This is a genomic window from Alteromonas sp. Cnat2-8 (genome assembly GCF_022348355.1).
Taxonomy (GTDB): domain Bacteria; phylum Pseudomonadota; class Gammaproteobacteria; order Enterobacterales; family Alteromonadaceae; genus Alteromonas; species Alteromonas macleodii.
In genome coordinates this window covers 360,033-373,610 of record NZ_JAKREX010000001.1, presented here as the reverse complement: position 1 = coordinate 373,610, position 13,578 = coordinate 360,033, and the positions used below count along the sequence as shown (strand labels likewise).

Genomic DNA, 13,578 nt, shown 5'->3' with positions numbered 1-13,578 from the left:
GCTCCTGAAATAAGCTCAAACACATTCATCGGGTTACTTTAGGTTATTCAGGACGAACGTTGGGAGTGGTTTGAGCAAACCCTCTGCCGCAGGGATGCGGCAGCGGAGCGCACATGGATGTGTTTACCGCGTGTTTGCGAAAGCCACTCCCAACCTTCGGCCATCGCATCGCTCACCCTCTACGTGCTCAAGTTTTACTTTTTCTTTTTAGGCTTAGCTTTTGCCTTGGCTTTGTCTTTGGCCTTCACTTTCTTCTTTTTCGGGCCAATTTTAGGCGTTTTGTTTTTGGGGCGTAGCTCGTCAATAACGCGAGCTTTAAGTGGTTCGCCCATGTAACGTGCGGTTTTGGCTACCATGTCAAAATCGTGGGCCTCAACCAAAGATATAGCAGTACCTTTGGCGCCAGCGCGGCCGGTTCTGCCAATGCGGTGAACATAAACGTCGGCTTTGCGCGGCATGTCGAAGTTAATAACATGGCTTACGTTAGGCACATCAATACCACGGGCAGCAACATCCGTTGCCAGCAAGATAGGTACCTCACCACTTTTGAAACGGGCTAGCGCTGCAATACGTTTGTCTTGTGGCATTTCACCCTGTAGCCAGCACACTGGAATGTCTCTCGAGGCTAAGAAGTCCTTTAGCATTTGCAGGCGTTCACGGGTTTTCACAAACACAACCGCTGACGTCGTGGTTTCTTGCTTCAAAATATTCACCAGCAAAGCTTGCTTGTGATTCATGTCGTCAGCAAGGTGATACCACTGATGAATTTTGTTCTTCTCTTTGCGCGATGGGTTCGCTTCAATCACTTCAGGATTGTTAAGAATGTCATGAGCGAAAGTCTTAACGCCTTTGCCTTCAAGCGTGGCTGAGAACAATAGGTTTTGCTTGCGCCAGCGCGCTTCGGCAGCAATTTGGTTAACTACCGTTGAGAAACCCATATCCAACATGCGGTCAGCTTCATCAAGGATCAAACACTCGATATCACGGCAATCTGCGGCTTCTTTTTCGATATGCTCAAGCAAACGACCTGGCGTGGCCACAAGAATATCGAGATTCTTGCTTAAGGTTTCTTTATCGGTACCGTAGTTAATACCACCGGTTATTACCCCGCACACAATTTGTGTATGCTTTGTTATGGCTAGGGCTTGTTCGTAAACCTGTAGCGCTAACTCGCGGGTAGGCGTTAGGATCAAAATACGTGTAGCACCAGGCTGTCTGCGCGGATAATCAAGTAAAAACTGGCATGCAGGCAATAAGAAAGCGGCTGTTTTACCCGTACCTGTAGGAGCAGAGGCCAAGATATCTCGTCCATCCAACGCATGCGGGATAACCAGTTCTTGAATGCTAGTTGGAGTTTCAAACCCCATATCGGCAGCTGCGTGACACAGTGCTTCGTCTAATTCGAGTTCTTCGAAAGTCATAGTATAAAAAACGCTCTAAATGAATGGGGCGTATTGTAGCATTGCTATACCAAAACATTGAGAAAAACTGGCGTTAAATTCGCACACCGTAGGTAAATACACATTCTGACGCTAACGGGTTGGTACTGTTGGCGTTAAGTAAGTGCAAGTGCGTTAAATCGAGCTTACTCACTTTATCCTCACTTACAACCCGTGAAATTTCGAAGTAGTAGTTGGCGTACGGTGAATTTGGTTCTTGAAGCTCTAGGTAAGGAAACTGGCGATACTTCCATTTACCCTTTACATCTTCTGAAGATGTGGGCGTTTGAAGTGTGAGGGTATACGTACCGTCTTTATACAGCGTGAGGCGCTCGCCGTTACCACATCCATTGGCGATATAGCTATGGATAAGATCTTGGGCAAGGAGGGTTCCGTGGGGGCGATTGCCGTCAGGAAACACGAACAGCGCCAAAGAGTTTTTAGTATACCAATGATTGCCTTGAGTGAGCGATTGGACACGGTTTATAGAGTAACCCGCATGCTCTGCGATGCTAGTGGTATTGTCGATTGCTTCTGGTGATTGTAGCAGCAATGAATAGAGCAACGTATTTGTAGACACGGATGTAGGAAAATCAAAGTCGTTCACTTCAACATTCAAGCCTTGATCCGTTAACTGTTCAGATAAGGCTTGAACTTTGGACGGCTCAAGATATTTGCCATAAAGGTAGACGGTTGGGGGGCTTGCACATCCACTAACTACAAGGGTAAAAGCTAAAGTTATAAGGTACGTTATTATTGTTTTTTTCACTTAAGAATCTCCAAGCCGATGCCAGATTTTTTCATTTAAAAGGGCGAATCGTTTGTTTAAAGCGAAGCGCGCTTTGAAGCTGTTATTTAACGAGCTGCGAACAAGCAACGAATAACTAGCGAGCAACTGTTGCACAAGAACGCACAAATATAGTTAAGGATTACATTTGTAATCTAAGTTAGATAATAGCGATATGCTTAAGTTGTGTAAACGAAAACTTGTTAGCAAAAAGGTGGGACAAAGGCTGTGAGGGACGGTATCGGCATTAGGTATATCACAGTGGTGTAACCAGTGCGCGGTAATCCCAGCTTTGAAGCACGCCATCAGAGGAGAGGGTAACAACATCACCATCCTCGTTCAGTGTCATAGCGTGAGTGGTGGCTTCGCTTGAGTAGCGTTTAATTTCCCATGAGGCTATCTCTTCGCCAGAGTTAGCATGCCATAGCGTTACCACTGATTTGGGTGATGTTGTCATTAGGTAGTCACCGTTTTCTAAAAATAACCCTTTTCGGAAAAAGCGGAAACGTTCCATAAATTGTAGTTCAGACATCACTTCATGGGTGGCGAGATCAATAATTTCGTGGCTGTTCAGCGCATCGGATATAAAAGCTCGCTGAGCTCTATTGTCTAGCACTGAAGCGGTAACTCGACTGCGATATTGCCTTTCCAGCAACACATCGTTTTTGTCTAAATCCCATAGAAACCAGCGCTTATCTATCCCTCCAGAAAACGCATAGTCATCAGAAAAATAGCCTACATGAAGCACTTTCATTGTATTGTGCTGGTATTGCAATGCAGTGCCGTTATCAAAATTTAGTAGCAATACGGTACCATCGGTCATACCAACTAGTGCGCTGTCACCATGGTGAGATAGGGAAGTTGATGACGCTGTGGCGCCGGGATCTTTACCACTAAAATGCCAACTACCTACCACATCACCTGAGTGCAAGTTAATCAGTGTAGTGCTCCAATAGCCTGTGAGCGCTAACCATGCCTTGTCTTTGGAAAACGTAATGAGGTGCAGTGACTCTTCATCAAGCACGTCACTGTGCCATTTGTAGCGCTCTCGTTTTTCATCAACATCCCAAACAGACACCGAGGAGTCGTCAAAAATGAATGCCGCAAGACGGGCATCCTCCGAAAGCGCAGCTTTCCTCACTGGCTCTTGGGTAAAGCGAAACTCGTGAACAGGTAATACGCGCGTCTCTTCAGTGCAACCAAAAAGCGCAAGGAGAACGGTGAAAAGTAAATAAAAAAGTGGTGACGCTAAAGGTGAGAGAAAGCGTCCGTACGTTTTTCTTTCGATCATTGCTTTAGCACAATTATGTATTAATAGAGGCAATAGCGGATAGCTTTGCCCGGTTAAGCGCGTCTTTTATTCCAGGGCCTTTAACGCCCGTGGCAATGATATCTTGCACGTTCACTTGGTTGGCGGCTGATAATGCATTTTCAATGCGCTTTCGTTGGCGTTGCCAATCTATGCCCTTGTTATGAGCATAAGGCGCAAAAGCGCTAAGTAATAATGTGAAACGTTCCTCTCTACGCCACGCATCACAGCCATTGAACAGGGCAAGTAAATCGGCGGGCGAGTTCTGCGCGTTCAAAAGAAAGCCTTTGAATTTGCAGGCAAGGCTGACGATTTCACTAACTTGGTTTTGCACTTTGAGCCGACTGCATAACTGTTTCGCTTCTTCCTCATTAAGGTGAGTGAGCAGGGCAGTAAACCTTGTTATCAGCCTAGCGGTTTCTGAATCGCTACTTTCAGGTAATGGGGTTTCTGAACCCGTGTATTTAACAACGCTTTCGTTTTCAGCCTTTTCTAGTGCTACCGCCGTTTTTAACGTTTCCAGAGCAGTATCTACGTTTCTTTCAAGCTCAGTAAACCAGTCATTGAGGCCATGGGCTTGGTTTAATACAGTGAAAAAAACATGCGGTGTTTTCTCTAAAAGACTGCGCTTTGTTTCTTGCCATACCCGCTCTGCACTTAGCGTGCTTAGCTCGCCGCTTTGCGCCATAGACTGCATAAGAGCCATGGTTTCAGTGGCGATAGTAAACCCCAAATAAGCATAGCGGGTGGCAAACCGAGCAACGCGAAATACGCGTAAAGGGTCTTCACTAAAGGCTTCAGATACGTGGCGAAGTAGACGGCTTTCTAAATCTTTTTTACCACCATAGGGGTCGATAAGGTTTCCAAGGTTGTCTTGCGCTATCGCGTTAACGGTAAGGTCCCTGCGTAACAAATCTTCTTCTAACGTGACTGAGCTTGACGCATCGCACACAAAACCGGTGTAACCTTTTCCTGACTTACGTTCTGTACGTGCAAGTGCGTATTCTTCCTGTGTTTTAGGGTGTAAAAAAACAGGGAAGTCTTTGCCTACTTGGGTAAAACCCTGGCTGAGCATTTCTTCTGGCGTGGCGCCCACCACGACATAGTCGCGTTCAACAACTTTTCTGTTTAACAGTGCGTCACGCACTGCGCCACCAACGAGATATACTTGCATGCTCTTCCAACGATTTTTTAGTCAGTAATACTTTTTTAGATTGGGAATACATCGACTTTTGACGTGTAACGAAAATCAACCTTCCCAAGGTAACAGAGGCGCAGTATAGCAATGTTACAAATAAAATTCGTAGCCACATCGTTATGCGCTTTCACTTCAAGGTTGCGTCTGGTAGTTTAATCGTCGTTAAAAATTAAAACAGATAGGCGCTTCAGCAACCATGTATTTGAACTACTTCGGGTTAAATGACAATCCTTTTTCGATTGCGCCTAACCCCGATTATTTGTATATGAGTCCAAGGCACAAAGAGGCTTTGGCCCATTTGACCTTTGGCCTCAGAGAAAGCGGTGGTTTTGTAATGCTCACCGGAGAAGTGGGCACGGGAAAAACAACGGTATCGAGAAAACTGTTGCAGCAGCTACCCGATAATACGCAGGTAGCCATGATTTTGAATCCTACCTTATCCGCCCTTGAGCTATTAGCAACGGTTTGTGATGAGCTAGGCTTGGCTTATACACCTGAAAAAGCAAGCCTTAAGTATTTCACCGATTTGATTTTGTCTAAGTTAGCAGAGAATCATCAGTCAGGCATGAATACGGTACTAATGGTTGATGAAGCGCAGCATCTGTTGCCCGAAGTACTAGAACAACTTCGTTTATTGACCAACCTAGAAACGAATCGTGAAAAACTGTTAAAGGTGGTATTGATAGGTCAGCCTGAATTACAGCAGTTGTTAAAGCGTAACGAATTACGTCAGCTGGCTCAACGCATTACCGCTCGTTATCATCTGCTGCCCTTAACTGCGCCTGAAGTTAGTGCTTACATAGCACACCGCTTAAGCGTGGCTGAAGGTGATATCAGTATTTTCAGTAAGTCTACATTGCGTGCGGTGCATCAAATTACTGGTGGGATTCCAAGGGTAATTAATTTGCTGTGCGACCGAGCGTTAACCTTATCTTTTACTAAGCAGCATGCGGTTGTGCAAAAGCCTATATTCTTGGCCGCGGCAGAGCAAATTCTAGGTGAAGATGTTGTCAGTCAGCGCGTGCAAAGCCAGCGTAAATGGTATCTCGCATCGGCGTTTGTTTTGGCCATCATATTCGGCTACGGGTTAGGGAGTTTGTATGTCTAATATCGTTGCCATTGAAAATTTAATGCCCGGTATGGTGATTGTTCAAATTACCAAGCAAAATGGGCCAGTTAAAATTAGAAAGTCAGGTTTAGTGACAAGCGATGCTATGGTGCAGGGCTTGTCTGAAATGGGCGTGCAAGAGGTCGAAATAGACCCTGAGCAAACCGTGGAAATAGCGCCGACAGTTCATCATAGAACTCAGACCCAAGCTTTGCTTCGGGGCGAGCACGACACTACCGCCAAATTTGATAAATCCCTAAACGAGCAGTTTAATCGAAGCTTGTTCTTACCCACAGTGGAAGGGCTTCCGTCAGCATGGAAGCTTTATACCAAGCAAGTTGCGCTTTTTGCCGTCGTTATTCTTGGCGGTTTATGCATTGGCTTTTCCGCCGCTACGGCAAAACGCTGGTGGCCAATGCTAACTGCACCCGCTTCTGTACCGGTGGCAGACTCTGAAAGCTCAGTTTCACAGGTTGAAGCAAGCGGAGGCGCTTCAGCGCTTACGACCACGCAAAGTAGTAATGAAGCACCAGGCACTTCAAGCCACAAAAGTGAACAGGTATCTTCTAACATTCAGGGAAGTGGGCAAAGCGCAGGTTTAAATGAAACTGCTAACACAGCGGTAAATGCCAACGTTAGTAACGGCGTTGCAGCTCAGCAAGGCACGCAAGCGAACGCTATGGTAAATAACCAGTCTGTTGGCAACTTAGCTGCAACGCAAAATACTGATTTAGGTGCAGTTCCAAATACAAACCCAATCACAAATACAAACCCAAACACAACAGGTACTCAGAATCGCTACAATAACGACGTCTCCCAACGTTCTAGCGCCGAGCCAAGTAGTGGATATGAGCGTAGCTCTTCAATGGATACAAGACAAACTGAGACTTCAGGGAATTATGAAGGGAGAGTATTAAATGAAACTACGTCTCAATCTGACGTATCCGTGTCACCAGAACTCATGGCCCGTTTTAATGCTGCCGTTGAAGCGCTAGACTCAAAGGCACAAGATAATACACCCGCTGAAGAGCAAACAAGGGTGACGGTTAAAGACGAACTACCCCGTGTAGATCAGTTACCCGTTCGCTTGTTAACACGACTGCCAACCATGAACTTTAGCGCGCATATGTATGCGTCTCGTCCTGCCGATAGATGGGTGAGAGTCAATGGCCGTCAAATAGGTGAGGGCGACTGGATTGCTGATAGAGTGCAAATCGTCAATATTGAAGCGCAACGTGTGGTGCTTGCTTTCGAAGATGAGATTTTTACTATGGCAGCATTAACCGATTGGTAATTACTATCTGTTAGTTCCAAAAAACACTAACAATAAATACAAAAAAGGCCCTTTAAAAAAAGGGCCTCTCGCTGGTTAAACTGTGTTTTCTACAGCGGCATCTGATTGATGAAAACGTCTTTAAAGAATTTTGGTAAGTTCAAACTAAACTCTTCGGGGCGAACGCCTGACACAATCTCATCGTCGTACTGACTTAAATCAACGCGTTTCACTTCATTGAAATGCTGCGACGTCACGCTGTAAAAGGTCATAACGTGAGGGCTTACGGGGTCTTTAGGGTTGATCTTGCTAACAATACCTAATTTACCGCTCTTTAACCTCACTAAGGAGCCAACAGGGTGCACGCCAATACACTGGATAAATTGTTTTACCAATTCTTGGTCTAAGTTCTCTGTCGCAGTTAGTCGCTTTAGCGCCTGAGTAGGCGTGATACTGTTTTTGTGCGTACGATTAGATGTCATGGCATCGTATGCATCCACAATGGCAGCAATACGCGAGAACTCTGAGATTTCGTCACCAACCAATCCTCTCGGGTAGCCACTTCCATCGACGCGCTCGTGGTGCTCTTCAATGATGCGTAGCGATAGGTCAGAAATATCGCCACACTGTTCAACTAGGTCAGCACCAATTTCAACGTGAGTTTTCATCACTTCCCAATCATCACTAGAAAATTCGCCTGTGTTATTGCGAATTTCATCTGGCAGGGAAGACATGCCGATATCCATCAATAGGGCACCTAAACTCACTTGTTCTGTGGTATCTCTGTCATAGCCAAGAAACTCGCAGAAAATGCCGCTTAGTACACTGCAATTAATACTGTGCTCAAGAAGGTACTGGTCGGTATCCTTGATCATGGTCAGGCAGCTTAGTGCGTCTTTGTTATCAAAAACACTTTCAATAAGGCTTTGCGACAGCGACTCCATGGGAGACAAATCTTTTACCGCCCCATTTTTAAGCGACTTTAAAAAGCTGCTTTGAATGGCAATTGCGCTGCTGTAAAGCTCGTTGGCTTCGTTAATTGAATCACGACCCACTGGCTTAACAACCGGTTTAGTCACTTCAGGCTCTTTTTCTTTAGCTGGCTCGGGTGGCACAGCTGGCTCGGGCAGCTTAGATTTCGCAAGATCTACTTCGACGCTTAAAATACCTTTCGATTTTAGACTATCAATAATGGCTTGGGTTTTCACAATGCCTTTAGAGCGCATTTTAAGTGAACCTGTTTGTTCAAGTACTTGATTGACGTACATTCCTGGCTGCAAATCATCAATGGGTACCTGTTCTAGCATTATCTCTCCTGTGAGGCACAACGTTGCCATAGCCTTCAATTACAATAGAAACGAATAGTACGATATTCCAGTGAAAAAAGTGAGGAGTTTATTAGTCTTTAGTATAGCTAGAGTCGGTGAATGTAGGATTACCGAATTCGTGAGAAAACGCGTGAAGTGTAAATGTGCCGAGAAGTTGCTTATGGCTCAAATCAAGTGAACTGATATTTTTATTGCGGATTGGTATTAGGCGTCTTGATGCGAAGTTAAGGTAGAGGCATAGATGAGAGAAATAAACAGGGTGCCATCTCGCGACAGCACCCATGTGTCATGCTAGGGCGTTGTTAAGCGCTAAAGCCCCACGCTTTTACAACCACGCGGGCTGTTTATCTTCGAAGGCTTCTATAGCACTTGTGAGTTCAAGGGTTTGACCGATAGCATCTAAGCCTTTAATAAGGTTGTTTTTGTGATGCTCAGCAATATCGAAGCTGAAGCTTGTATCGTTAAAACTTACTGTTTGCGCTGGAAGATCAACGGTGATCTTAGTTGCCGGGTCTGCCTTCACTGCAGCAAACAAAGCGTCCATTTGCTCGCTTGATAATGCCACAGGCACTAGCTGATTATTAATGCAGTTGCCGTAAAAAATATCAGCAAAGCTGGTGGCAATAACCGTTTTAAATCCAAAGTCGGCAAGTGCCCACGGCGCGTGTTCTCGGCTTGATCCACAACCAAAGTTTTCGCGAGCTAGCAACAGACTCGCACCTTTGTGCTCAGGCTTATTCAGCGCGAACGCTGGGTTTGGCTCTTTCTCTTCTAAATCCAAATAACGCCAGTCGTGAAACAAATGTTTGCCGTAGCCAGCACGTGTTACGCCAGTTAGAAACTGCTTTGGAATAATTTGGTCGGTATCGACATTGGCCTGATCAAGCGGCGCAGCAATGCCTGTGTGTTGTGTAAAACCTTGTTCAGACATAAGTTACTCCTGATAATCTCTAACGTCAGCAAAGCGACCGGTAATTGCAGCAGCGGCAGCCATTGCTGGGCTTACCAAGTGAGTGCGCGCACCACGGCCTTGACGGCCTTCAAAGTTACGGTTACTGGTAGAGGCACATCTATCGCCTGCCACTAGCTTGTCGTCATTCATACCAAGGCACATAGAGCAGCCTGGCAAACGCCACTCAAAGCCAGCATCGATAAAGATTTTATCTAAGCCTTCTGCTTCAGCTTGGCGTTTAACATTACCAGACCCCGGAACAACAATAGCTGTTACTGAATCGGCGACTTTACCGCGCTTGGCGATTTGTGCTGCTGCACGCATATCTTCAATTCGACCGTTGGTACACGAGCCGATAAATACGTGGTTTACTGCAATATCGGCAAGCTTTTCACCAGGTTTCAAGCCCATATACTCTAGTGCTTTTACTGCGCTCTCTTTTTCAATCGGGTCACTGAAGTCTTCAGGGGCAGGTACCGGTGTGTTTACGCCAATAACCTGGCCTGGGTTAGTGCCCCACGTAACCTGAGGAGCGATATCTGCCGCTTCAAGTTCAACCACAGTGTCAAAGGTTGCGCCCTCTTCGGTATAAAGGGTTTTCCAATAAGCGACAGCGTCTTCCCAGTCTTGACCCTTAGGTGCGTATTCGCGGCCTTCAAGGTAGGCGAAGGTTTTCTCGTCTGGTGCAACAAGGCCAGCTTTCGCGCCAGCTTCAATACTCATGTTACACACCGTCATGCGCTCTTCCATGCTCAAACCGCGGATAGCTTCACCTGCGTATTCGATAACATGGCCAGTAGCGCCAGCGTGGCCAATTTTGCCGATAATGGCAAGAATAATGTCTTTTGCGGTAATACCGACAGGAAGCTTGCCATTTACGTTGATAAGCATGCTTTTCGCGCGGCTTTGTTTCAACGTTTGCGTGGCCAATACATGCTCTACCTGAGAGGTACCAATACCAAATGCCAGCGCACCAAATGCACCGTGGGTTGCAGTGTGTGAGTCACCACACACCACCGTCATACCAGGCTGAATTAGACCTAATTCAGGGCCCATAACGTGCACAATACCTTGCTTTTGGTGGCCCACTGGAAATAGCTGAATGCCGTGTTCTTCACAGTTTTTTGCCAAGGTTTGTAGCTGAAGCGCATTGGCTGGTCCACAGGCATCAATTGCCAATGAACGGGTTGAAATGCTGTGATCCATAGTACCAACCGTGCGATCAGGGCGTCGTACTTTACGGCCTTTTTCATTAAGGCCAGCGAATGCCTGAGGTGACGTTACTTCATGAATTAAGTGACGGTCGATATAAATTAAGCTGTCTTCACCGATTTGGTCAATAATGTGGGCTTGCCACACTTTGTCATATAAGGTCTTGGCCATGAGGTTGTTTTACTCCTGCGCCATTAATTGTTTAACGATTTCATCGCCCACTTGTGACGTGCTTGCCGCTTGGCTGCGTTTGTCAGAAGGAAGTAACTCGCCTGTAAGTACACCTGCTTCTAGCGTTGCCACTACTGCCTTTTCAATTGCGTCGGCAGCATCATTCAAGTTCATGCTGAAACGCAGCATCATGGCGGCCGATAAAATTTGTGCGATAGGGTTAGCAATGCCTTGGCCTGCAATATCTGGGGCCGAACCGCCTGCTGGCTCATAAAGGCCAAAGCCTTCCTCGTTCATGCTTGCCGATGGCAACAAGCCCATAGAGCCCGTCATCATAGCGCATTCATCAGAAACGATATCGCCAAAAAGGTTTGAACACAGCATCACATCGAACTGCGCTGGGTTCTTCATTATTTGCATAGTGGCATTGTCGATGTAGATATGGTCAAGTTCTACATTTGGATAGTCTTTTGCGACTTCTTCAGCAATTTCACGCCATAAACGACTGGTTACCAGTACGTTAGCTTTGTCTACTGAAGTCACTTTGCCGCGACGCTTCTGTGCTGCTTCAAACGCTGCAATAGCAATACGGCGAATTTCACGTTTACTGTAGCGCATAGTGTCATACGCGAATTCTTCTTCGCCTTCACCTTCTCGGCCCTTCGGCTGACCAAAGTAGATACCGCTGGTTAACTCGCGCACTACCAAAACATCTACGCCTGATTTAGCAATGTCTTCACGAAGGGGAGACAGGCTTTCAAGGCCCGGATAAATGCGAGCTGGGCGCAAGTTGCTGAACAGGTCAAAATGACTGCGAAGGGTAAGTAGTGCGGCACGCTCAGGACGTTGCTCTAACGGCAAGGTGTCCCACTTAGGGCCACCGATACTGCCAAACAAGATCGCATCGGCTTGCTCACAGCCCAAAAGCGTTTTTGAGGGTAGCGCTTCGCCTTCAGTATCAATGGCGTAGCCACCTACAGGATATGCAGTACGGTTGAGGGTGACGTTAAACTTCTTTTCAACAGCATCTAAAACCTTATTGGCTTCCTGCATAACTTCTGGGCCGATACCGTCTCCGGCTAATACGGCAATTGAATACTGGCTCATTTATACTCCTGCAACGCGTTCTTGTTGATTTTTTTGCTGATCAATTTGATCGGCTAAATATGTGTTGTTTAATACAAAGATAAGGGCTTTAACGCCGGCTTCCACAATATCTGTAGCCAAGCCGATTCCATGGAAACGACGGCCTTTATATGTAGCGATAACGCTCACTTGCGCCAAAGCGTCGGCACCTTCACCTTTTGAATCTAATTTAAAGTCGACAACTTCTAAATCTTCGTGACCTAGTATAGACATGATGGCCTTATAAGCCGCATCTACCGGGCCGTTTCCAATACTAGACTGGGTAATCTCTTCAGTGCCCACTTTCATTTTAACGGTAGCACTTGGAATGATTTCACGGCCTGAATTAGCTTGAAGATAAAGCAACTGGAAGTGTGCTTGGTCGTGCTTTTGCTTATCGAAGAACAACAAGGCTTCAAGGTCGTAATCGTATACTTGGCCTTTTTTATCCGCTAACTTTAAGAATGCGTCATACACCGCTTCTAAGTCATAGTCTTCGGTTTTATAGCCAAGTTCGGTTAAGCGATGTTTAATCACATGACGGCCAGAGCGAGACGTTAAGTTTAGGTTGTTCTTATTAATGCCCACACTTTCTGGGGTCATGATTTCATAGGTATTTTGCGCTTTTAAGACACCGTCTTGGTGAATACCAGATGAATGGCTAAACGCATTCGCGCCAACAATGGCCTTGTTTGATTGAACTGGCATGTTACAAAGCTGGCTGACTAGCTTAGATGTGCGCGATATTTCGGTAGAATTAATGTCAGTTTCAAAGCCCAACATGTTCTTACGGGTTTGCAAGATCATAGCAATTTCTTCAAGTGAAGCATTACCAGCACGCTCGCCAATACCATTTATCGTACATTCAACTTGTCTAGCACCTTGCTCAACAGCTGCTAATGAATTTGCTACCGCTAAGCCCAAGTCGTTGTGACAATGCACAGAAATGGTTGCTTTATCGATATTTGGAACGCGATTAAACAATTGCTGAATAATACCGCCAAACTCTGTAGGTGTTGTATAGCCTACGGTGTCCGGAATATTTACCGTCGTTGCGCCGGCGTTAATAGCGGCTTCAACCATTCGACATAGGTAATCGATATGGGTACGCCCCGCATCTTCACAGGAAAACTCTACATCGTCAGTATATTTACGCGCATGTTTCACCGCGGCTACGGCCATATCGACAATTTCATCTTGTGACTTGCGAAGCTTGGCACCTACGTGAATCTCTGACGTTGCGATGAAGGTGTGAATTCTGAATTGCTCAGCAACGCTTAATGCTTGTCCGCATGCATCAATGTCACCCGGCAATGCGCGAGATAGGCCACAAACGATAGAGTTCTTAACTTCTTTTGCAATCATTTGTACAGAGCGAAAATCGCCTGGAGAAGAGACAGGAAAGCCAGCTTCGATAATGTCTACGCCTAACCGTTCGAGCGCCAGCGCGATCTGCAATTTCTCTTTGGCACTTAGGCTTGCAGGTAAGGCCTGCTCACCGTCTCGCAATGTGGTATCAAAGATCTTCACTTGATTTGTCATGACGCTCTCTCAGTTGAATAGTTAAAAAAAAACCCGTGCTTGGCACGGGTTTTTGTGAAATTAAATCGCTGGTCGCAATCTACCCGTGCAGTCTGGCTGCCATAAGGAGTAGAGATAGAAGAAGGAAACGAATA

General features: G+C 46.0%; 11 protein-coding genes. 2 read left to right on the top strand and 9 right to left on the bottom strand.

Annotated features, from left to right (window positions below; translation table 11 throughout):
- Nucleotides 1-194 precede the first annotated feature (194 nt).
- The 4 genes from srmB to MHN00_RS01565 form a co-directional block, all read right to left on the bottom strand.
- The gene (gene srmB / locus MHN00_RS01580; RefSeq protein WP_039224695.1) at nt 195-1,421 is read right to left on the bottom strand and encodes an ATP-dependent RNA helicase SrmB; all 1,227 of its coding nucleotides are present in this window, start codon (nt 1,419-1,421) and stop codon (nt 195-197) included.
- A gap of 73 nt (nt 1,422-1,494) precedes the next feature.
- Nucleotides 1,495-2,208: a hypothetical protein gene (locus tag MHN00_RS01575; RefSeq protein WP_239299993.1), complete on the bottom strand. Its 714-nt coding sequence runs from the start codon at nt 2,206-2,208 to the stop codon at nt 1,495-1,497.
- A gap of 274 nt (nt 2,209-2,482) precedes the next feature.
- Complete coding sequence (locus MHN00_RS01570; RefSeq protein ID WP_239299991.1) at nt 2,483-3,517, bottom strand: WD40 repeat domain-containing protein; 1,035 nt, start codon at nt 3,515-3,517, stop codon at nt 2,483-2,485.
- A 13-nt stretch (nt 3,518-3,530) separates the two neighbouring features.
- Nucleotides 3,531-4,709, bottom strand: a complete 1,179-nt coding sequence (locus MHN00_RS01565) for a CCA tRNA nucleotidyltransferase (protein WP_239299989.1) — start codon at nt 4,707-4,709, stop codon at nt 3,531-3,533.
- A 220-nt stretch (nt 4,710-4,929) separates the two neighbouring features.
- Between MHN00_RS01565 and MHN00_RS01560 the strand changes: the two genes are divergently transcribed.
- Together MHN00_RS01560 and MHN00_RS01555 are read left to right on the top strand one after the other, a co-directional pair.
- On the top strand, nt 4,930-5,841 hold the full coding sequence (locus MHN00_RS01560; RefSeq protein WP_014948480.1) for an AAA family ATPase: 912 nt from the start codon (nt 4,930-4,932) through the stop codon (nt 5,839-5,841).
- A complete protein-coding gene (locus MHN00_RS01555) occupies nt 5,834-7,135 on the top strand; it encodes a general secretion pathway protein GspB (protein WP_239299987.1) in 1,302 nt (433 codons plus the stop codon). Before MHN00_RS01560 ends, MHN00_RS01555 begins: the two co-directional genes overlap by 8 nt.
- A gap of 89 nt (nt 7,136-7,224) precedes the next feature.
- On the opposite strand, the gene MHN00_RS01550 is transcribed toward MHN00_RS01555, so the two are convergent.
- The 5 genes from MHN00_RS01550 to leuA form a co-directional block, all read right to left on the bottom strand.
- Complete coding sequence (locus tag MHN00_RS01550) at nt 7,225-8,421, bottom strand: HD-GYP domain-containing protein (RefSeq protein WP_156077980.1); 1,197 nt, start codon at nt 8,419-8,421, stop codon at nt 7,225-7,227.
- Nucleotides 8,422-8,767: 346 nt separating this feature from the next.
- On the bottom strand, nt 8,768-9,373 hold the full coding sequence (gene leuD, locus MHN00_RS01545; protein ID WP_014948483.1) for a 3-isopropylmalate dehydratase small subunit: 606 nt from the start codon (nt 9,371-9,373) through the stop codon (nt 8,768-8,770).
- Between the two features lie 3 nt (nt 9,374-9,376).
- Nucleotides 9,377-10,777, bottom strand: a complete 1,401-nt coding sequence (gene leuC / locus MHN00_RS01540) for a 3-isopropylmalate dehydratase large subunit (RefSeq protein WP_014975820.1) — start codon at nt 10,775-10,777, stop codon at nt 9,377-9,379.
- A 9-nt stretch (nt 10,778-10,786) separates the two neighbouring features.
- The gene (gene leuB, locus MHN00_RS01535) at nt 10,787-11,884 is read right to left on the bottom strand and encodes a 3-isopropylmalate dehydrogenase (RefSeq protein WP_187446934.1); all 1,098 of its coding nucleotides are present in this window, start codon (nt 11,882-11,884) and stop codon (nt 10,787-10,789) included.
- Nucleotides 11,885-13,444: a 2-isopropylmalate synthase gene (gene leuA / locus MHN00_RS01530; protein ID WP_239299985.1), complete on the bottom strand. Its 1,560-nt coding sequence runs from the start codon at nt 13,442-13,444 to the stop codon at nt 11,885-11,887.
- Nucleotides 13,445-13,578 lie beyond the last annotated feature (134 nt).